Here is a 19,520-nt window from a genome sequence, read left to right on the forward strand (position 1 = left end):
TCGTACCTAAGTCCTATCTCCGGCCGGACCATCGGCCGTGCTTCCTTCTTGTTATTATTTCGTGACCTCTGCGCGCCGGAACCTTCCCTTGCATCGGGCGTTCGGGCGCTGTATTCGCGATGCCTCATATTTAGGCAGGCGGAGGAAATGCGAATAAGGGCGGGTGGCAAAACAAACATGGGCCGGGGAGGAGCATCTTACCATGTCGAACCGTAAAATCGGAATGTCCCACAGTTTGGGGCTGCGCGTTGCTGACCTCAAATCCAGAATGCAAAGTGCCCAGATTACCGAGCACGAGATCAAGACGTTTCAAAAGGTTGCCGCCATTATGGGCGGCGCCAAAGGTTCACTGCGCCTCGACGCGGACGATCTGATTGCCGCGTCCTTCCTTGTCGATCCCTTGGACGATCTCCCGCTCTCCAGTTGACGGCGCTGAACGCAGGTCGAAATCCTACCGAGTTTGAACCTGCGATTGCCGCCAGCGGAGCATCCGCCACCCCAGGCCGCATGCGAGGATGACGTTGGCCAGCGCCAGACCGGAAAGCGCGGCCAACGTGCCATGCGGACCGAAGCGCTCCAGCAGCAAGGCGCCGACCGAGGGTGCCGCTGCCTGGGCGATCAGGCTCGGCATGGCGAGGCGGCCCATCAGCTTCGCGTAGCCGTTCGAGCCGAACAGCGCGAGCGGCAACGTCCCCCGCGCGATGGATTCGAGGCCGATGCCCGCGCCGTAGAAGCCGAGCGCCAACGGGATGACTGGCATGCCGGCCCAGAGCGCCGAAACGCCGATCGCGACGAAGGTAACCGAGGCAAACTTGGTCAGGATCGGATGGTGGTAGCGCGCGATGGTCATCTCGATCGCGCGCGCCGCCACCTGGGACGGGCCGACCAGCGCGCCGAGCCCGACGGCCGCGGCCAGCGCCATGCCGCTGCCTTGCAGGATGGTGAGCAGGTGCACCGACAGCGTCGAGGAGATCACCGCCGCGAGCGTAAGTGTGGCGGCCAAAACGATCATGATCGACGGATCGGGATTGCCTTCGCAGGCCGGCGGCGCCTGGTTCAATCCTGGCCCGACTGGCAATCCTGGCCTGACTGGCGGTTTCGGCGCCTCGCGGGGCAGGATCACCAGATAGAGCGGAAGCGCAATCACCAACTGAACAGCCGCGTATGCCAGGCAGGTGCCGCGCCAGCCGACCTCCTGTAGCAGCAAGGCCGAGATCGGCCAGCAGATCGTGCTGGCAAAACCGCCGAACAGCGTCAGCGCGGTGATGGCGGAGCGCGCGCCATGGCCGTAGCGGCGGCCAAGCGTTGCGAAAGCGGCATCGTAGAGCCCCGCCCCCATGCCCAGGCCGATGACCAGCCAGGCAGCGATATAGGCCGCAAGGTTGGGGGCAACGGCCAGCCCGATCTGGCCGACCCCGATGCATCCGGCGCTGAACGCCAGGACATTGCGGCCGCCATGCCGCTCGATCGACGACCCGACTCGCGGAGAGATCAATCCCGCCACGAGCAAGCCGAGAGACAGGCCGCCGACAACCCATGCCAGCGGCCAGCCGGTATCGGAGGAGACCGCCGGCGCGATGACCGCGGGAAGATAGTAGGATGACCCCCACGCCATGATCTGCGTCAGGCCAAGCGCCGTGATGATTGCGCCGCGGCTGCGCAAGATGGCCGGCGAAGGCGGCGAAAGGCTCATGCCGCGACGCTGCAGCCACAGCCGCCTTTGCCGACCGCCTTCGCCTCGGCGTCGGCGACACAGCAGGCATCCACCGCTGCCGGCGCCGGACCGCCGCAGCAACCCTTGTCGGCAATGCCGATCCTCGGCACGGTGCAGACCCCGGTCTCGGGCAGCACAAGCTGGACATTGTCGGCCGCAATCATGTCGCCGGCGATCGCCGCCGCGACCGAGCGGACCTGCTCATATCCGGTCAGCAGCAGGAAGGTCGGTGCGCGGCCATAGCTCTTGATGCCGACTGTATAGAACCCTTGCTCGGGATGGCTGAGCTCGCGATGGCCGTGCGGTGGCACGTCGCCGCAGGAGTGCTCGTTGGGATCGATCAACGGTCCCAATGCCTTGACGCTTTCCAGCCACGGATCGAGCTCGAGCCGAAGCTCGCGGGTCAGCGAGAGATCCGGGCGTTGTCCGGTCGCCGCAATGATGCGGTCGACCGGGCCAAGGGCCTGCAAGCCGTCCCTGGTGTGGCCTTCGACGACCATCCGGCCGTCGGCATCGCGGATCGAAACGGCTGCAAAGCCCGTCACCAGCCTGACGCCGCCGCTCTCGGCGAGTTCGCGCACTTCGGCGCCGAGTTCGCCGCGTGCCGGCAATTGGTCGGCATCGCCGCCGCCATAGATGCGCACCAGGTCGGTGCCACGCGTTGTCCAGATGAAAGCCGTGCCGGCGTCCACATTTGCCAGGCTGGCGAGATCCAGCAACGCATTGGCGGCCGAATGGCCGGAGCCGGCAACCAGCGTCGTCTTGCCGGCATAAAGGCTGCGATCGCGGCCAAGGATATCGGGAATGCCGTAGGCGATGCGGTCGGCAAACTCGGCTTCGCCTTCTGCAGGAATTCCGCCGGCGCCGAGCGGGTTCGGCATTTGCCAGGTTCCCGAAGCATCGATGACGGCACGGGCGCTGTCGCGTCTTGTACCATCGGCAGTCTCGACCGCCAGCATGAACGGCCGGTTCTCGCGTCCCTTGCTCAGCACCTTGTCGGCGCCCCAGCGCGAGATGCGGACGACCCGGGCGCCGGCTTCGATCGACGGCGACAATTGCGGAAGCCCTGCAAGCGGCTCGAGATAATCCGCGACGAGGTCGTCCGCGGTCGGGAATGCCTCGGGCTCAGGCATCCGCCAGCCATGCGCCTCGAGCAGGTTTCTGGCCGCCTGATCGACGCAATAGCGCCAGGGCGTGAACACACGGACATGGCCCCAATCCCTGAGATTGGATGCAACCGCATTGCCGGCTTCGTAGACTTTGACAGGAATGCCCTGCGCGATGAGGTGGACGGCTGCCGCCAGACCGACCGGCCCGGCGCCGATCACCGCAACGGGGAGTTTTTCGACCATCTCCATGTCTTCCATCCTTCCGGTAATTTCGAATTATAATGCCAAAAAAATCACGCCGCCGTTTTGGCGGCCGCTTCCGCCGATGCCGGCGCACAGGTGGCGTCGGCGCAGCATTCGTCTGCGAGGTATCCGATGAGCCCGTTCATGGCGGGATAGTTGGCCCGGCAGATCAGCGTGGTCGCCTGGCGCTCCTGTGTCACCAGGCCGGTGTCGACCAGCCGCTTGAGGTGATGCGACAGCGTCGAGGCAGCGATGCCCAATCTGTCCTGGATGCGCCCGACCGGCAGCCCCTCATCGCCCGCCCGCACCAGCGTCCGATAGAGCTGCAACCGCGTCGGGCTGCCGAGGGCTTCAAGTTGCGAGGCTGCTTTTTCGAGTTTCATGGAAATAAGCTATTTCCAGAATCGCTGCACGTCAAGAGAATTTCGACAAAGATCGAAATAAGCTGGTCTCTAGGCGACGCGCTTGCCGCTGACGTCGATCACGACCTCGCCGTCCTCCTTGGTGAACGGGCCGATATCCGGATTGGGCAGGATATCGAGCACGGCTTCGGAGGGTCGAGCAAGCACGGTGCCGAGCGGCGTCACCACGATCGGCCGGTTGATCAGGATCGGATGCGCTAGCATGAAATCGAGGTCTGGTCGTCGCTCCACTTGCGGTCGCCCAGGCCAAGTTCGGCATAGGGCGTGCCCTTTTCGCGCAGCAATTGGCGCGGCGTCATGCCCATCGCTGCGATCAGTTCGACGAGTTTTTCGCGCGACGGCGGGTTTTTCAGATATTCGATCACTTCAGGCTCCTCGCCGGACTGCCTGATCATGGCCAGCGTGTTGCGCGAGGTGCCGCAATCGGGGTTGTGGTAGATGGTGATGGTCATTGCGCAGCTTTCATCTGTCCGACTGGTTTCGGTTGGGCGAGCAGCCACCCTGCCAATGCCATGGCGAGCAACGCGCCCAAAAGTTCGGCGCCGATGAAGCCCGGCAGATCGGCGGGGCGGATGCCGGCAAAAGTGTTGGAGAACGCTCGGGCGATGGCGACGGCCGGATTGGCGAAGGATGTCGATGCGGTGAACCAGTAGGCGGCGGTGATATAGAGCCCGACCAGCCAGGAGATCGAATCCGGACGGAAACGCAAGCCGGCGAGGATGGTGAAGACCAGCCCGAAGGCGGCAACCAGCTCCGCAATCCATTGCCCGCTTCCGGTCCGCACCGTCGCCGACACTTGCAGGATCGGCAGTTCGAACATCGCATGCGCGAGCAACGTTCCAGCAATGCCGCCGGCAATCTGGGCGGCGACATAAGCCAGCGCTGCGTTCGTTTCGATCTCGCGTCGAAGCGCGAATACCAGCGTCACCGCCGGGTTGAAGTGCGCTCCGGATATCGGCCCGAATATGGTGATGAGCACGACCAGGATCGCCCCGGTCGGCAAGGTGTTGCCGAGCAGGGAGACGGCGACATCGCTGCTCAGCCTGTCAGCCATGATGCCGGAACCGACCACGGTGGCGACCAGCAGAGCCGTGCCGAGGGCCTCGGCAACAAGGCGGCGGGAGAGGTTGGCCATGCTGGATCTTCTCGCTATCAATCGCAGGTCACGGCCTGGATGACAGGCTGGCAAAGTTCCGGCGCGCCATTGCAGCAATCCTCCATGAGGTAGGCCAGCAGATCGCGAAAGCCGGTCATATCGGCAAAGTAGCGCACGCTGCGGCCCTCGCGTTCGGTCCGCACCAAGCCGGCATGCGACAGGATCTTGAGATGAGCCGACATCGTGTTCGGGAACGCGGCGAGCCGCGAGGCGATCTCACCTGCCGGCACACCGTCGGCTCCAGCCCGCACCAGCAGGCGAAAAACGTCCAGCCGGGTTTCCTGGCCGAGCGCGGCAAGCGCCGAAAGGGCGAGTGTCTTATCCATGTTTCCAATATTCCAGAAATGACGAAGAGAGTCAACGCGCATGGGCCAGCGACTCCCCGTTCACCGCAGGGCAATCGCACGTCGGCAAGTGCCCCTCACCCGGATTGCCAACCGAATTGCGAAGGGCAATTCGGGGCAATCTGACCTCTCCCCGAGGGGAGAGGAGGTCGCCTGCGTTGATGCCAGGCTCTTCTCCCCAGCGGGGAGAAGGTGGCCGCGAAGCGGCCGGATGAGGGGGCCGCCATATGCGATAGCGCTGCCGTTCACGGGGATAAGTGCCCGGCAGGGCGATCAGGGGGGCGCCGACTTCGGCGAAGCTATCGCCTGTCCAAAGCGAGCGCCCGCTGCCCCTCGCCGGCTCGCCTGGTCCAAATCAGCCAGGCACTGTGGCGGCGACCGCATCAGCGCGGCCAAGACCGGCCACCGCTTTCCTGACCCGCCGCAGATGCGCCTGGCGCCCGGCTTCCGAAACACTGTCCATCCGGTAGAGCGCCAGGAATTTGGTCTGGCACAGCGGATGGCAGACGGAGCGGAAGCCGCGCAGCAGGGTCCGCCGGCCGGGCTGTCCCATGATCCACGACATCAGCGGCGTGGCGCCGCATGTGGTCATTGCCATCACCCGGCGTATATGCCGCAATTTGGGCTGCGGGCCGCGTCGAGCGGTCGGCATCTCGAAAGCGAAGCCCGGCACCAGCACGCGCTCCAGCCAGCCTTTCAGCATAGCCGGCAGGCCATACCACCAGGTCGGATAGATGAAGACGACCGCCTCCGCCCAGAGCAGCTCCTGCGCATGTTCGTGCACCGATTGCAGATTTGCCGCCTTGTCGTGGTAACCGCGCCATTCCTGCGTGCGCATGACTGGATCGAAGCCGGTCGAATAGAGGTCGAGCAGGTGGACCTGATGGCCGTTTTCGGCAAGCGTCTCCAGCACCGTATCGCGCACGGCGCCGTTGAAGCTGTCGGCGCAGGGATGGCAATAGACGACGAGGACCTTCATCTTGCGCTCAGACCGGTCGGTCGCGAGAGGATCGCGATGGTGCGTGCAGGCGCGTCGCATGCAAACAAGCCACCCGCAGACATAGTCGATCAGCTGTTTTCATGCGAAGCCCCGCAGCCCCCATATCAAGACGCAACAGCTCCAGTCACGTCAAGGCCCGGTCGTCCGCTCAAAGGAAATTGCGCACACATGGGCTTGCCGGAGGGCACTGTCCTGCATGCGTTGCGGCATTCTGCGGGGAGCGGGCGCCGTCGCGTATTGAGCCCACGAACCCCAAGAGTGGATTCGGTTTTCGATCAGCATTGTTGCCCGAAAGCCTGCGCCCTAGCTTCACGGCGTGCTCAAAGCGTCAGGAGAGAAAAAGATGCGGACAGGAAAACTGAGCGGCAAGATCGCCTTGGTGACGGGCGCCTCCTCAGGCATCGGCGAGGCCACTGCCTTGGCGCTGGCGGCCGAGGGCGCCACGCTGGCGATTGCCGCGCGGCGCGCTGAGCGCCTGGACGATCTGGCGAGGCGGATCCGTGAGACCGGCAGCGCAGCACTGCCGATTGCCGTCGACGTCACCGACGAAACGCAAGCCACGGCGATGGTCGAACGGGTCCAGCAGGAGTACGGCCGGCTCGACATGCTGCTTGCGGTTGCCGGCGTCGGCGTCGCCGCGCCGTTCCGCAATACGACGCCGGAAGAATACCGCCGGATGGTCGACGTCAACATTCTCGGCCTGCTTTATCCGATCCATGCTGCACTGCCGTCGATGCAGCGGCAAGGCGCCGGCCACATCGTCGTCGTCTCGTCCGGTACCGGCCGTTACATCCACCCTTCGGTCGTCTATTCCGGCACCAAGCATGCGGTGAGCGCAATGGCGGAGTCACTGCGCCGCGAGATCGGCAAGGACGGCGTCCGCGTGACCTGCATCGAGCCTGGCGCCGTCAAGACCGAGTTCACCCGCAACATGCGCGACGATGTGCGCCAGGCGGTCGAGCAAAGGCTGGGCGATATGGAACAGCTGGAAAGCGAGGACATCGCCGCCGCCATCCTGTATGCGGTGACCCAGCCGCCACGGGTCAACGTCAACATCCTGACGCTTTATCCGACCGAGCAGGCGTGAGGTCAGCCTGCAGACGTCGATGCGCTGCGCCTCTGTCCTGCCGGACATCTCCCCCTCAGAGGGGGAGATCGGCAGCTTCGTCGGCAGCACTCTTTTTGCAACGTTCGCGATTGGCGAAATCAGGGGTGATATCCAATCTCCCCACCTGAGGGGGAGATGTCCGGCAGGACAGAGGGCGGTGCTGTCCCGCCAACCTTGCCCTGCCTCGACTATCCCCCGGTCATCAGCGTGAACACAAGCTGCCGCAGCTTGCCGCCCGGGCCGAATTCGACCCGGTCGAAATCGCGGCTCGCCTGCCGCTGTGCCTGCGAGATTCCGGCGAGCCGTTTCGTCACTTCGGTCCTGATCTTGCTGCAGCCACGGTCATCGGCGACGGTCAGGCCAATGGTGGCCGTCTCGATCTTGTGCACCATGTCGACGATGCTGGCGCCGTGCACCTTCTCGTGGGCGGCGAGGCCAGCTGCGAAAACCTCCCAGTTCTTCTGGATTGCGCCCGGCAGCCGCGCGGCCGGCTTCGGCAAGGTGTAGGTGATGATCAGCTTCGGCCGCGCCGACACCAGCACGCAGGCATCGCCTTGCGGCTGGTAGTCCCTCACCCAGGTCAGCTTGAAATTGGTATGCGCGATGACGCGGCGCTCGCCGAGCAGCGGCCCGCGCCCGCCGATCGAGGCGTAGAGCTCCGGGCCGGTCTGCCCTGAGATGGCATAGGTCTCGACCTTCTCGACCGCCTGCCAGCCGGCATGCGCCGGCGATGTCGGCAGGAGGGCGAGCAGCAGGCAAAGGCGAACGGCTGTTTTTATGCAAGTCCTCGCGGCTGCTGCGCACGATGCAAAAGACATGCAGTTCCCTTCCGTGGACATAGCCGGCGGCCGGCTATACTGGGATGCTCGTATACAAGAATCCACAGGCAACGCCATGTCGCCGCGACCGAACATTGCCCGGCAGCGCCCTGCCCCAGGGACCCAGCCTCCCGGCGTCAGCCTGTGCCGCGCGCTGTCGAAACTTGGCCTGTGCTCGCGCAAGCAGGCCGAGCTTCTGGTTGCCGAGGGCCGCGTGCGGGTTGCCGGCAAGATCGTGCGCAACGGCTCGATGCGCGTCGATCCCGGCCGCGACCGTATCGAGGTCGACGGCCGCCGCGTCGCCGCCGAGCGCAAGATCTATCTGATGCTCAACAAGCCGCGCGGGCTGGTCACCACTCGCGACGACCCGCAGGACCGCGGCACCGTCTATGATTGTCTGGCAGGCCTCGACCTGCCTTTCGTCTCGCCGGTCGGCCGCCTCGACAAGGCCAGCGAAGGCCTGCTGTTGATGACCAACGACACCCGTTTCGCGCAGCGCCTGCTCGACCCCGCCTCGCATGTCGCCAAGACCTATCACGTGCAGATCGGCGCCCTGCCCGATGTGGACATGCTGGCAGGGTTTCGCGCCGGCGCAACCGTCGACGGCGAATTGCTGACGGCCCGCTCGATCGAGATCCTGCGCAGCGGCACCAGCACAGCCTGGCTGGAGATCGTGCTCGACGAGGGCCGCAACCGCCATATCCGCCGGCTGCTCGCCGCCCACGATGTCGAGGTGCTGCGGCTGGTGCGGGTCGCGATCGGCCAATTGCAGCTCGGCGATCTTGCCAAAGGCAAGGCACGCCATCTCACGGCGGAAGAGCTGGCGCTGCTTCGGGCCTGAGCGGCTGGCGGCGACTCGACAGTCAGCCAGCTGCCAGTCGAAGCCCAAGTAACGCAACAAGCAGCGCGGCGGATATCAATCTCTGTCGGTATTACATCCGTCAGCACACCACAGATCGCAGCCGGCGGCTTTGATTTTCTGCATAAAGATCTTGAGCGATTCTTGGGCGGGCATGGGAGCTAGCCAACCGACGGGACAAACAAATCGATCAAAGCCTGGCGATGGTCTCGCGTGATTCAAACCGAAATGTGAGGGGTTCATCAATCTTCATTGTCGGAAGGAGCCTTGGCTTTGCCGCACTGGGCCAGCACCTTGGCGATGGCGGCGGATGAGCCGGCAAGCGGAAAGCTGTTCTCTCCATATTTGCCTGAGACGACCGTGACCTCGCCCTTGGAACGCAGCAGGGCCAGCATCGGGTCGGCGCTGCCCAATTCCACGGTGAAGTTGTTGTACATCTCTTCGAGTTGAAGCGTCTTGGTCACCGTCTTGCCCCCGGCCTTGAACGTGAACGAAGCGCTGCCGGCCTCCAGTTGCGGACCGGTGTCGCCCAGATCATAGCTCAGCGTCGGCTTGCCGAAACAGGCCAGCGTCAGCTGGGCGCCGCCATTCGATCCGCCACAGACCGACGCCATCAGAACTTTGCCGCCCTCGTCTTCCTCCAGTTTCGCGGTCCAGCCGCACGGCGCGGCAGATGCCGGCTGCGCCGCTTGCAGCGCGGTCTGAGCGGCGACGCAACCCGCCGCGATGAATTTCGCCAATCCGCTTCGCATGATCTTCCCCTCCCCAGCCATCGAACCATCGTCAGCCACGTGGCATCAAGGACTATACAGAGCAAATTGTCCCGTGGCATCACCAGTGATGTCGAGGTGCGGCGGCTGGTGCGGATCGCGATCGGTTCGCTGCAGCTCGGCGGCCTCGCCAAAGGCAAGGCGCGCCATCTGAGCACTGAAGAGCTGGCGCTGCTTGAGGCCTGGGCTGCTGGCTTCAGCGCCTTCGCATCGAAGGGACGATTGACATTAACATTTCTGTTTCATATTTTCCTTCTGTGAAACCGAAATGTAACGCGCAACCGAGGTGCTGGTTCGACGCGAACCGGCTCGGCAGCCGGAGAGAAAATCATGAGTACGCCATTGCGGGCGGTCCCCAGATTCCTGGACGAATTGAGCATGTTTGGCGGTCTCAAGGGGACCGACATTGCGAATATCACCGAGGTCTCCAAGGCCACGGTTTCCAGATGGAAGGCCGGTGATATCAAGCCCCAGCCGCGCAGCGAACTCATCCTGTCGGACCTGCATTATATCGTCGGTCGTCTGCAGGAGTTCTATGAACCCGGCGATATCCGCACGTGGCTCTATGCCCGACACCCGCAATTGAACGGTGAAAGAGCAATCGATCTCATTCACGACGACCGGGCCCTCGACGTGCTCAAAGTCATCGATCGGCTCGAAAACGAGGTCTTTGTATAATTGGCAATCGCCGGGCGGAAGCGACGTGACAACCGGCTCATCGACGCTATCGAGGCAATAATTCCTGTCGAATACTCCGGAACGGTTTGGCGTGTGGTGCGCCAGGGCCGCAGCCCGATCCAGTGCTCGAGTTCCGGTGGCCGTTGGGACGATGGAACATTCGACGTGCTCTACACCTCGCAAGAGCGCGAAGGTGCCTTGAGCGAGATGAGATTCCACCTGGCGCGGGGGCAGCCAGTGGTCCCTTCGCGTGTCAGATACAATCTCTTCGAGATCGATCTTGCTTTGGACCGGACGCTCAGACTGCTCGACCTGGCCGCCTTGCAGACCCTTGGCCTCGATACCTCGCGCTACGGGCAGCTTTCATACCAGGAAAAGCACGCCGAATATCCGAGGTCGCAAGACATCGGTGAGGCCGCATATTTCCTCGATTATGACGGTCTGATCGCGCCCAGCGCGCGGTATGACTGCCTGAACGTCGTCGCGTTTTGTGATCGGTTGCCGGCTGGGCCGATAACGACAAGAACCGATCACGGGGAAATCGACTGGACTTAGCGGCGGATCCGCCGCCGTCAGGTATGGCCGCCGACCTCGTCTATGTGGCGCAACACGTCGTCGGGTCTGCACAGCCGCGGAACGTGCCCGATTGGCGGAACTTCTCGGTGCCGTAGCCGCCGCTGAACAGGCCTACGCCCAGCAGCACCGTGCGCTGCGTCACCCACCGCGAAGCGTCATGGATTTCGGCAAAATCCAGCCCATATTCCTAGATGTGGAGCTTTGAGCGTGAAACTCGCGCGTGCGGTCCTGCTTGCCGCGGCTTTCGTGGCTGTTGCGGCCGTTTGTCCCTCTTCCGCAACCGGAGAGGCGGACGGCCGGGAGAAAATTGTGTTGCGCGTCGAGATAGACGGCGCCATCGGTCCGGCGAGTGCCAGGCAGCTTGAGGAAGCACTGGCGGTGGCCGCGGACCGAAACGCCCAGGCTCTCATCCTGCAGATGGACACGCCCGGCGGGCTGGTCACCAGCATGCGCGAGATGATCGCCGGCATCCTCGCCTCGCCGGTTCCGGTCATCGGCTATGTCGCGCCCGCCGGCGGGCATGCGGCGAGCGCCGGAACCTATATCCTCTACGCCACCCATCTGGCGGCGATGGCGCCCGGCACCAATCTGGGCGCGGCAACGCCGATCGAGATGGGTGGGCCGCTGCCATCGTTTCCCGACGGCGGCAAGAATGATGGCCCCGAGGCGGACAAGGACAAGAACGCACCCGGGGGCGATGCGATGATCGCCAAGGCGACGAACGACGCCGTTGCCCTGATCCGCAGCCTGGCTGAATTGCGGGGGCGCAATGCCGAATGGGGTGAAAAGGCCGTGCGCGAGGCGGCCAGCCTATCGGCCGGCGCGGCGCTGCAGCAGCATGTCATCGATTTCGTCGCCCGCGACACCACCGAACTGCTTCAACTGGCCGACGGCCGGACCGTCGAGATCGCCGGCAAAAAAGAGGCATTGGCGACGAAAGGGCTGCCGGTCGAAACGCTCGAGCCAGGCTGGCTCATCCGGCTTCTCGCCGTCATCACGGACCCGAACATCGCCGTCATCCTGATGCTGGTCGGCGTCTATGGCCTCGTCTTCGAATTCACGAGCCCGGGCGCGGTCGCGCCTGGCGTGATCGGCACGATTTGCCTTCTGCTCGGCCTCTATGCGCTCAATCTCTTGCCGATCAGCTATGCCGGCCTTGCCTTGATGCTGCTTGGCATCATCTTCCTGGTCGTCGAAGCCTTGAATCCGACTGTGGTCCTTGGGCTGGGAGGCGTGGCTGCGTTTCTGCTGGGCGCTGCCATGCTGCTCAGGATCGAGGGGCCCGGCTTCGAGATGTCGTGGGCCGTTATCGGCACCGCCGCCGTCCTGACGCTCGGCCTGGCGCTGTTGACCGGCAGCTATCTGTGGGCGGCCCGCAAGAACGTTCCGCGTGTTGGCGCACAGGCCATGCAAGGACTGCCAGCGGAGGTCCTCGACTGGCAGGGCAGCGAGGGCCACGTGCTCGCCCGGGGCGAGCGCTGGCGGGCAAAAGCCGACGAACCCCTTGCGGTGGGCGACAGCGTCGAGGTGGCTGATGTCAGGGGTCTCGTTCTGACGATACGGCGCCGCAATGTGAAAAGCGATGGAGCAAGGCAATGATCATCGGTTATGTGGCCTATCTGGCAGCAGCGCTCGTCGTGGTCATGTTCCTATCCGCGGCCATTCGCATCCTGCGGGAATATCAGCGCGGCGTGGTCTTCACGCTCGGCCGCTTCACCGGGGTCAAGGGCCCCGGCCTTATCATCCTCATCCCCTTCGTGCAGCAGATGGTGAAGGTCGACCTGCGAGTGGTGGTCCAGGATGTGCCGCCGCAGGACGTGATCTCGCGCGACAACGTCTCGGTGAAGGTCAACGCCGTTCTGTATTTTCGTATCGTCGACGCCGAGCGGGCGGTCATCCAGGTCGAGGACTTCATGGCCGCGACCAACCAGCTGGCGCAGACCACGCTGCGCTCGGTGCTCGGCAAGCACGAGCTCGATGAAATGCTGGCCGAGCGAGACAAGCTCAACAGCGACGTCCAGGAGATCCTCGATCAGCGCACGGATGCCTGGGGCATCAAGGTCTCCAATGTCGAGATCAAGCATGTCGACCTCAACGAGAACATGATCCGTGCCATCGCCAAGCAGGCAGAGGCCGAACGGCTGCGGCGCGCCAAGGTGATCAACGCCGACGGCGAACAGCAGGCGGCGGCAAAACTCGTCGAGGCCGGCAAGATGCTGGCCGAGGAGCCGCAAGCCATGCAGCTGCGCTATTTCGAGGCCCTGCACGACATCGCCGGCGAACGCTCGTCGACGGTCGTGTTCCCGCTGCCGGTGGATTTGCTCAGCCAGTTCCTGAAACTGCAGGGCGGTGGAGGCGGAGGCGGCTGAGCGCGTAATCTCCCCCTCGAGGGCCCTCGAGGGGGAGATGGCCGCGAAGCGGCCAGAGGGGGTCGTCTCACATAGATCGCCGACGCCTTCCTCTACGAGAGACGGCGCTGGCGCTCCACGCGCGGCGCCCCCTCTGTCGCCTTCGGCGACATCTCCCCCTCAAGGCGGGAGATCAGCACCTCACCTCCGCCACGGCGGGACCGGTGCAAAGCGTTTGCCGATCCAGTCGGCGAAGGCACGTGTCTTTGCGGCTTGTCCCTTGGCCGAAGGCATGACGATATAGACGGCGCCTTCGTCGGCAAGCGTCCAGTCCTCCAGCACTGGCACCAGCCGGCCGTCGGCGAGCTCGCGTCCGACCAGCCAATCCGTGCTCATCATCAGCCCGACGCCCTGCACGGCGGCTTCGACCAGTACCTCGGCATCGTCGGTGACCAGCGGCCCGGAGACCTCGATACTGACGCGGCGCCCCGTGCTGTCGGTCATCTCCCAGGCCGGAAAGGTCTGGAAGCCTGAGAAGCCGAGACAGCTGTGTTCAAGCAGCGCTTCAGGTTCAGTCGGCGTGCCCCGGCGGGTGAGGTAGGACGGTGCGGCGCATAGCAGCCGCCGCCGTGTCGCGACCTTGCGCGCCACCAGCCGCGAATCCTCCAGTGCGCCGAGACGCACGGCGACATCGAAATTCTCGGCGACGAGATCGACGAAACGGTTGGAGAACTCGGCCTCGATACGAACGTCGGGAAATTCGGCGAGAAACTGGGGCAGCAGCGGGCCGATCCACATGCGCCCGAACGAGCCGGGCAGCGCCAGCCGCAGCACGCCGCGCGGCCCGCCGCCGGCATGCGCCGACGCCGCAGCCTCGGCCTCGTCGACGGCGGCCAGAATGGCACGAACGCGGGCGAGGAACTCCGAACCCGCCTCGGTCAGCGACACGCTTCGCGTCGTCCGATGCAGCAGGCGCACGCCCAACCGCTCTTCCAGCGAGGCAAGGCGTCGCGACAGGATCGTCGCGTCGCGGCCGATGCGAGCCGCTGCCTTGGTGAAGGAGCGTGCTTCGGCGATTGCCGCGAAGGCGGCCATTTCGGCCAATGCTGCCGGTTCGTACGATTGCTGCATCAAACGCAGAGCTCAAATGTAAAAGCCAAGGATTATATACCAATAACGCAGCAGCTAGTTTCACTCAATCCCGGCCCGTCAATCGGCCCATCAACCGGAGTGAGACATGAAAGCCATCGAACTGACTGCCCCGAGACTGGACGCGTTTCGCGCGGCCACCGTTCCCACGCCTGAACCGCAGCGCGGCGAAGTGCTGATCCGCCTGCGCGCCGCAAGCCTCAATTTTGTCGATGTCGCGATCGCGAGCGGCAACTATCCAGGCCCGAGCTTTCCGCTCATTCCCGTCGTCGACGGCGCCGGCGAGATCGTCGGCATCGGCGAGGGCGTGTCAAGGCTCGCCATCAACGACCGCGTCATCGCCCATGCAAAACCGCGGTGGATCGGCGGCCGTCCGCGGCCTTATGAGACCAGAGAGATGCGCGGCCTGACGCTGCCGGGCTCACTCGCCGAATATGTCGCGCTGCCGGCCAATGCCGTCGTGCCGATGCCGGCGCATCTGTCGTTCGAAGCGGCAGCGACGCTGCCGATCGCCGGCACCACCGCGTGGAATGCGCTCCGCGCCGCCGATGCCGGGCCGGGATCGGTCGTCGTCCTGCTCGGTACCGGCGGTGTCTCGATCTTGACCCTGCAGCTGGCCAAGGCAGCCGGCGCCACGGTCATCATCACCTCGTCGTCTGACGACAAGCTGGCGCGCGCCAAGGCCTTGGGTGCGGATCATCTCATCAATTATCGTGAGACACCGGACTGGGACGCCAAGGTGCTCGAACTGACCGACGGCCTCGGCGCCGACCTGATCGTCGAAACCGGCGGCGCGGCTACCTTCGCCCGCTCGATCAATGCCGCAGCGCCCGGCGGCACGGTGTTCGCCATCGGCTTCGTCACCGGCGCAGAGGCCACCACGAACCTGCTGCCGATCATCATAAAGGCGCTCAAGGTAGTGGGCAACAACACCGGTTCAGTATCCGACCTGCGCGATGCCGCACGCGCCATCGGCGCCGCCCGTATCGATCCGGTCATCGACACGGTCTACGGCCAGCACCAGGCGACCGAGGCCTACGCCCACATGGCAGCCGGCGGCCGGCATTTCGGCAAGCTCGCGTTCAGCCTGTCGTGGTGAGCCTGGAAAAGGCAGAGCGATGAAGCTGCTGATCTCCCCCCTCGTGGGGGAGATGTCCGGCAGGACAGAGGGGGGCGCTGTCCCTCCAGCCTATCGGACAATAGCAGTTCGCGCACCCACGTAAGGTTCTCGGCTCATCAAAGTTGAACTGAACGCTGGCGATCCTTCACGCCCCCGTCTGCCCTGCCGGGCATCTCCCCCACGAGGGGGGAGATTGGCAATTCCACCGTCTCGCCTTAAATCAGCTTCTCCAGCGTGATCGGCAGATCCCGCACCCTTTTCCCGGTGGCGTGGAATACCGCGTTGGCGATCGCCGGCGCCACGCCGACGATGCCCAGCTCGCCGACCCCCTTGCCGCCGAGCACCGAGGAATGCGGATCGGGAATACCGACCGAGATCACCTCGATGTCTGGAATGTCGGCATTGGTGGCGATGAGATAGTCGGCAAGGTTGTTGTTGACGATGCGCCCATGCCGGCGGTCGACGATGCCTTCCTCGAGCAGCGCCTGGCCGATGCCCATGATGATGCCGCCCTTCCACTGGCTTTCGGCGAGCTTGGGGTTGTAGAGCCGGCCCGAATCCAGCGCCGACACCACGCGCGACACACGAACCGTGCCAAAGTCCTCGTCGACGCGCACTTCGATGAAATGCGCGCACCAGCTGTGGCGGGAATAGTCGCCCTCGGTGTGCGGCAGCGCCATGGCTATGGTGGTGTAGTTCTTGTAGCGGTCCTCGACCGTCGAATTGGCCGGCATGGTGTCGCCCTTCGCCTCGATATGCTCGCGCCCGACGCTCCTGAGCAGTTCGGCGATGGAAACTTCAGGGCCGTTGCCGCGCGGCGAAGCGATGCGGCCATTGGCGACGACGAGCGTGTTGGCCTGCAGCGTATGGAACGGCGAAGCCGGATCGCTGATGGCGAGCCCGATCAGTTGGTCGAGCGCGGCACTCGCCGCCTTGTGGACGGCGCCGGTCATCACCCCGGCCAGCCGCGAACCGCCGGTGACGCCGGCACGGGCATAGCGGGAATCGCCAAGCTTGACGATGACGTTTTCCGCCGGCACGCCCACCACCTCGGCGGCGGTCTGCGCCAGGATCGTGTAAGTGCCCTGCCCCATGTCGATCGACGAGCTTTCGACCTCGACCGAGCCGTCGGCGAGAATGCGCACGACCGCCTCGCCATAGGCGCGCCGCACCGGGTAGGTGCCGGCGGCGACGCCCCAGCCGATCAGCTGGTTGCCGTCGCGCATCGAACGCGGCCGGGGGTCCCGCTTCGACCAGCCAAAGGCTTCCGCGCCTGCGGCGAACGCCTCGCGCAGCTGCCGTGTCGACCACGGCTTCTTCGCATGCGGATCCTGCTCGGCATAGTTCCTGAGACGGATTTCCAGCGGGTCGATACCGACCTCGTAGGCGAGCTCGTCGATCGCGCTTTCGATGCCGAAGGCGCTCGGGTTTTCGCCCGGCGCGCGCAATGCCCCCGGTACGACCGTGTTGACCCGCACGACGTTCTGCCGCGACGAGAAATTCGGCGTCGCGTACATGACCGAGGTGACCGAGCCGAGCGGCTCGACCCACATGCCATCGACCGAGGTCTCGTTGACGCCACGATGCACGATCGACTGGATCTGGCCTTCTGCGTTGGCGCCGAGCGCCACCGTCTGGCGCGTCGCTGCCCGTCCACCATAGGCGGTGAAGGTCTGCGGCCTGGTGACCGCCAGCTTCACCGGCCGTCCCAGCATTTTCGCGGCGACTGCCGCCACAGCGCCGTAGCCGTAGGCGAACGCCTTGGAGCCGAAGCCGCCGCCAATATAGGGCGAGACAAGGCGCACATTCTCGAACGGCACGCCGAACCATTCGGCATAGGTCCGCGCCATGCCGTCGAGCCATTGGCTCGGCTCCCAGACCGTCAGCTGGTCGCCCTGCCACTTTGCGATCAGGCCATGCGGCTCCATCGGCGCCTGGTATTCGCGCGGCGTGTTGTAGGCATTGCAGATCCTGACCGGAGCCGAGGCGAACGCTGTCTCCGCCTCGCCCCATTCCTTGGTCATCGCATCGACCGGGATACCGTCGCCGGCCTTTGGATCGCTGAGGTCGACGATCGCCGGCGCCTCGTCATAGGCGATCTTGACCAGTGCTGCGGCTGCGACCGCCTGCTCGAAACTCTCGGCCACCACCGCCGCGACATGCTGGCCGCTGAAGGTGATGTCGCGCGCCAGCGGGCAATAGGCAACGGACGGCGGCGGCGTGCCCAGCCAGTCCGTTGCGGTTCTCAGCGGCAGGATATTGTCGGGCGTCAGCACCAGCAGCACGCCCGGCGCGGCCTCGGCCGCCGCCGTGTCGATCGAACGCACCCGACCGGCGGCAATGGTGCTCTCGACCAGCACCGCATGGCTGAGCCCCTCGAGCTGCTGCTCGACGGCGTATTTGGCGGCACCGGTGATCTTGGCCGGGCCGTCGACGCGCGACAGCCGGCCGCCGACCTGATCGGCGAGGACGGCGCCGTCCGAAGCGTCGCCGCGTTTGGCATCGCCGGGTCTTGTTCTCAACTCGTGAACGGTCATGCCGTTTCTCCCATTTTGAGGATGGCGCGGGCGACGACGCGCGGCGCCAGTTCGATCTTGTAGTGGTTGGCGCCATGGTCGACAGCGCCCTCGACGGCAAGCAGGCTGGCTTGCCTGACGACCTCCGGCTCGACCACTTTGCCTTTCAGCGCCTCTTCGACGGCGCGGGCGCGCCATGGCTTGGTGGCGACGCCGCCAAGCGCGACGCGCAGATCGCTGATTGTCCGTCCGTCAGCCTCGAATTCGATGCCGACCGCGGCACTTGCCGCAGCGAATTCATAGGACTGGCGGTCGCGGACCTTGAGATAGGTCGAGCGGCGGGCGGCGGCCGAAGCGGGAATGCTGATCGCGGTGATCATCTCGCCGGGTTCGATCGCATGTTCCTTGTCGGGCGTGCTGCCCGGCAGCAGGAAAAAGTCATCGACGGCAATCTGGCGGTCGCCGAGATGGACGATCGCGTCGAAGGCGACGAGTGCAACCGCCAGGTCGCCGGGATATGTGGCGATGCAGGCCTGGCTGGTGCCGAACACGGCATGGCCGCGGGTGACGCCGCCGATCGCCGAGCAGCCGCTGCCTGGCGAGCGCTTGTTGCAGGCGGGGAAATTCGCCGGATCGCGGAAATAGGGGCAGCGCGTACGCTGCATCAGATTGCCGCCGATGGTCGCCATGTTGCGCAACTGCGCCGATGCCGCCTGCCACAGCGCCTCCGAGACGGCAGGGAACCTGCTCTTGATATCGGCATGGTCGGCGACGCGGCTCATCCTGGCCAGCGCGCCGATCGTCGCGCCCCGGTCATCGACGGCAATCGTGTCCAGTCCCTTGAGATGGGTGATGTCGACCACCGTCTCGGGTTCGGCAACGCCGCATTTGGCGAGGTCGACAAGCGTCGTGCCGCCGGCCAAAAGCATGGCGCCGGGCAGTGCTGCTGCCTCACGGGCTGCATCGACGGAGCCGGCGCGGAGATACGAAAAGTCCCTCATGATGCGGCCTCCATGGCCGCCTGGCGCACGGCGGCGACGATATGCGGATAGGCGCCGCAGCGACAGAGATTGCCGGCCATGTATTCCCGGATCTCCTCATCCGAGCCGGCATGGCCTTCGCGGATGCAGGCGACCGCCGACATGATCTGGCCCGGCGTGCAATAGCCGCACTGGAAGGCATCCTGTTCGAGGAAGGCGGCCTGCACTGCGTGCAGCGCGCCATCCTCCCCGGCAAGCCCTTCGATGGTGGTGATGGCACGTTCTTCGGCCTGAGTGGCAAGCGTCAGGCAGGCCAGCACGCGCTGGCCGTCGATATGCACCGTGCAGGCGCCGCACTGGCCCTGGTCGCAGCCCTTCTTGGTGCCGGTCAGGCCGAGATGATCGCGCAAGGCGTCGAGCAGCGTAACGCGCGGTTCGACCTCCAGCTCATGTCGATGTCCGTTGATTTGAAGTTGGATTGGAGTTCGGGTTTTGCTTGTCATGGGGCGTCTGGCTCCAGTTGCTTGACGCGGGAGGGGATGATCTGGTGCCCGGCCGGCGAGCGGCAAGGTCAGCTTATGGCTAGGTGAAGGCTATCTTCCCCTTGGGG

20 protein-coding genes and 3 pseudogenes are annotated in these 19,520 nt (G+C 64.9%); 9 read left to right on the top strand and 14 right to left on the bottom strand.

Annotated features, from left to right (window positions below; all coding sequences use genetic code 11):
• Nucleotides 1-202 precede the first annotated feature (202 nt).
• Complete coding sequence (locus NKJ46_RS02650) at nucleotides 203-427, top strand: hypothetical protein (protein WP_352490035.1); 225 nt, start codon at nucleotides 203-205, stop codon at nucleotides 425-427.
• Nucleotides 428-451: 24 nt separating this feature from the next.
• Here the strand turns inward: NKJ46_RS02650 and NKJ46_RS02655 are convergent, their stop codons facing one another.
• From NKJ46_RS02655 to NKJ46_RS02685, 7 genes and pseudogenes are all read right to left on the bottom strand, one after another.
• Nucleotides 452-1,693, bottom strand: a complete 1,242-nt coding sequence (locus tag NKJ46_RS02655; protein ID WP_352661527.1) for an MFS transporter — start codon at nucleotides 1,691-1,693, stop codon at nucleotides 452-454.
• On the bottom strand, nucleotides 1,690-3,066 hold the full coding sequence (locus NKJ46_RS02660) for an NAD(P)/FAD-dependent oxidoreductase (protein ID WP_502903355.1): 1,377 nt from the start codon (nucleotides 3,064-3,066) through the stop codon (nucleotides 1,690-1,692). Before NKJ46_RS02660 ends, NKJ46_RS02655 begins: the two co-directional genes overlap by 4 nt.
• Nucleotides 3,067-3,116: 50 nt before the next feature.
• Complete coding sequence (locus NKJ46_RS02665) at nucleotides 3,117-3,449, bottom strand: ArsR/SmtB family transcription factor (RefSeq protein ID WP_352490030.1); 333 nt, start codon at nucleotides 3,447-3,449, stop codon at nucleotides 3,117-3,119.
• Between the two features lie 69 nt (nucleotides 3,450-3,518).
• Nucleotides 3,519-3,940 (bottom strand): annotated as a pseudogene (gene arsC / locus NKJ46_RS02670) (arsenate reductase (glutaredoxin)).
• A complete protein-coding gene (locus NKJ46_RS02675) occupies nucleotides 3,937-4,623 on the bottom strand; it encodes an aquaporin (RefSeq protein ID WP_352661531.1) in 687 nt (228 codons plus the stop codon). The pseudogene arsC and the gene NKJ46_RS02675 overlap by 4 nt, the downstream one beginning before the upstream one ends.
• 17 nt (nucleotides 4,624-4,640) lie before the next feature.
• Nucleotides 4,641-4,970, bottom strand: a complete 330-nt coding sequence (locus NKJ46_RS02680) for an ArsR/SmtB family transcription factor (protein WP_352661534.1) — start codon at nucleotides 4,968-4,970, stop codon at nucleotides 4,641-4,643.
• A 373-nt stretch (nucleotides 4,971-5,343) separates the two neighbouring features.
• Nucleotides 5,344-5,967, bottom strand: coding sequence for an NAD(P)H-dependent oxidoreductase (locus NKJ46_RS02685; RefSeq protein WP_352661536.1), 624 nt, complete (start codon nucleotides 5,965-5,967; stop codon nucleotides 5,344-5,346).
• A 364-nt stretch (nucleotides 5,968-6,331) separates the two neighbouring features.
• Between NKJ46_RS02685 and NKJ46_RS02690 the strand changes: the two genes are divergently transcribed.
• Nucleotides 6,332-7,075, top strand: a complete 744-nt coding sequence (locus NKJ46_RS02690; protein ID WP_352661539.1) for an SDR family oxidoreductase — start codon at nucleotides 6,332-6,334, stop codon at nucleotides 7,073-7,075.
• 209 nt (nucleotides 7,076-7,284) lie between these two features.
• Here the strand turns inward: NKJ46_RS02690 and NKJ46_RS02695 are convergent, their stop codons facing one another.
• Complete coding sequence (locus tag NKJ46_RS02695; protein WP_352661541.1) at nucleotides 7,285-7,914, bottom strand: DUF922 domain-containing Zn-dependent protease; 630 nt, start codon at nucleotides 7,912-7,914, stop codon at nucleotides 7,285-7,287.
• Nucleotides 7,915-7,990: 76 nt separating this feature from the next.
• Between NKJ46_RS02695 and NKJ46_RS02700 the strand changes: the two genes are divergently transcribed.
• Complete coding sequence (locus tag NKJ46_RS02700) at nucleotides 7,991-8,755, top strand: pseudouridine synthase (RefSeq protein WP_352661543.1); 765 nt, start codon at nucleotides 7,991-7,993, stop codon at nucleotides 8,753-8,755.
• 260 nt (nucleotides 8,756-9,015) lie between these two features.
• On the opposite strand, the gene NKJ46_RS02705 is transcribed toward NKJ46_RS02700, so the two are convergent.
• Entirely contained in the window at nucleotides 9,016-9,525 is a 510-nt protein-coding gene (locus NKJ46_RS02705; RefSeq protein WP_352661546.1) for a hypothetical protein, read from the bottom strand.
• Between the two features lie 90 nt (nucleotides 9,526-9,615).
• Between NKJ46_RS02705 and NKJ46_RS34705 the strand changes: the two are divergent.
• The 3 genes and pseudogenes from NKJ46_RS34705 to NKJ46_RS02720 form a co-directional block, all read left to right on the top strand.
• Nucleotides 9,616-9,720 (top strand): annotated as a pseudogene (locus NKJ46_RS34705) (pseudouridine synthase); the annotation flags it as partial.
• A gap of 153 nt (nucleotides 9,721-9,873) precedes the next feature.
• Nucleotides 9,874-10,221 (top strand): hypothetical protein, encoded by a 348-nt coding sequence (locus NKJ46_RS02715; RefSeq protein ID WP_352661549.1) that lies wholly within the window; start codon nucleotides 9,874-9,876, stop codon nucleotides 10,219-10,221.
• Between the two features lie 96 nt (nucleotides 10,222-10,317).
• On the top strand, nucleotides 10,318-10,776 hold the full coding sequence (locus NKJ46_RS02720; protein ID WP_352662362.1) for an RES family NAD+ phosphorylase: 459 nt from the start codon (nucleotides 10,318-10,320) through the stop codon (nucleotides 10,774-10,776).
• A 17-nt stretch (nucleotides 10,777-10,793) separates the two neighbouring features.
• Here the strand turns inward: NKJ46_RS02720 and NKJ46_RS34710 are convergent.
• A pseudogene (locus NKJ46_RS34710) lies at nucleotides 10,794-10,918 on the bottom strand (HAD family hydrolase); the annotation flags it as partial.
• Nucleotides 10,919-11,004: 86 nt separating this feature from the next.
• Between NKJ46_RS34710 and NKJ46_RS02725 the strand changes: the two are divergent.
• The gene (locus NKJ46_RS02725) at nucleotides 11,005-12,396 is read left to right on the top strand and encodes an NfeD family protein (RefSeq protein ID WP_352661552.1); all 1,392 of its coding nucleotides are present in this window, start codon (nucleotides 11,005-11,007) and stop codon (nucleotides 12,394-12,396) included.
• Nucleotides 12,393-13,166: a slipin family protein gene (locus NKJ46_RS02730; protein ID WP_352661555.1), complete on the top strand. Its 774-nt coding sequence runs from the start codon at nucleotides 12,393-12,395 to the stop codon at nucleotides 13,164-13,166. The genes NKJ46_RS02725 and NKJ46_RS02730 overlap by 4 nt, the downstream gene beginning before the upstream one ends.
• A 180-nt stretch (nucleotides 13,167-13,346) precedes the next feature.
• On the opposite strand, the gene NKJ46_RS02735 is transcribed toward NKJ46_RS02730, so the two are convergent.
• Nucleotides 13,347-14,276: a LysR family transcriptional regulator gene (locus NKJ46_RS02735; protein WP_352662365.1), complete on the bottom strand. Its 930-nt coding sequence runs from the start codon at nucleotides 14,274-14,276 to the stop codon at nucleotides 13,347-13,349.
• Between the two features lie 106 nt (nucleotides 14,277-14,382).
• Here NKJ46_RS02735 and NKJ46_RS02740 point away from each other — a divergent pair, with 106 nt between their 5' ends.
• Nucleotides 14,383-15,393 carry a zinc-dependent alcohol dehydrogenase family protein gene (locus NKJ46_RS02740; protein ID WP_352661558.1) on the top strand — a complete coding sequence of 337 codons (1,011 nt, stop codon included), beginning with the start codon at nucleotides 14,383-14,385 and terminating at the stop codon, nucleotides 15,391-15,393.
• A 236-nt stretch (nucleotides 15,394-15,629) separates the two neighbouring features.
• On the opposite strand, the gene NKJ46_RS02745 is transcribed toward NKJ46_RS02740, so the two are convergent.
• Genes NKJ46_RS02745 through NKJ46_RS02755 form a run of 3 tightly spaced genes read right to left on the bottom strand, consistent with a single transcriptional unit; the run spans nucleotide 15,630 to nucleotide 19,413 of the window.
• Nucleotides 15,630-17,951, bottom strand: coding sequence for a xanthine dehydrogenase family protein molybdopterin-binding subunit (locus NKJ46_RS02745; protein ID WP_352661561.1), 2,322 nt, complete (start codon nucleotides 17,949-17,951; stop codon nucleotides 15,630-15,632).
• Nucleotides 17,948-18,931 (bottom strand): FAD binding domain-containing protein, encoded by a 984-nt coding sequence (locus NKJ46_RS02750; protein WP_352661563.1) that lies wholly within the window; start codon nucleotides 18,929-18,931, stop codon nucleotides 17,948-17,950. The genes NKJ46_RS02745 and NKJ46_RS02750 overlap by 4 nt, the downstream gene beginning before the upstream one ends.
• On the bottom strand, nucleotides 18,928-19,413 hold the full coding sequence (locus NKJ46_RS02755; RefSeq protein WP_352661566.1) for a (2Fe-2S)-binding protein: 486 nt from the start codon (nucleotides 19,411-19,413) through the stop codon (nucleotides 18,928-18,930). The genes NKJ46_RS02750 and NKJ46_RS02755 overlap by 4 nt, the downstream gene beginning before the upstream one ends.
• Nucleotides 19,414-19,520 lie beyond the last annotated feature (107 nt).

It is taken from the genome of Mesorhizobium sp. M0166, from assembly GCF_040322255.1.
Lineage (GTDB): Bacteria > Pseudomonadota > Alphaproteobacteria > Rhizobiales > Rhizobiaceae > Mesorhizobium.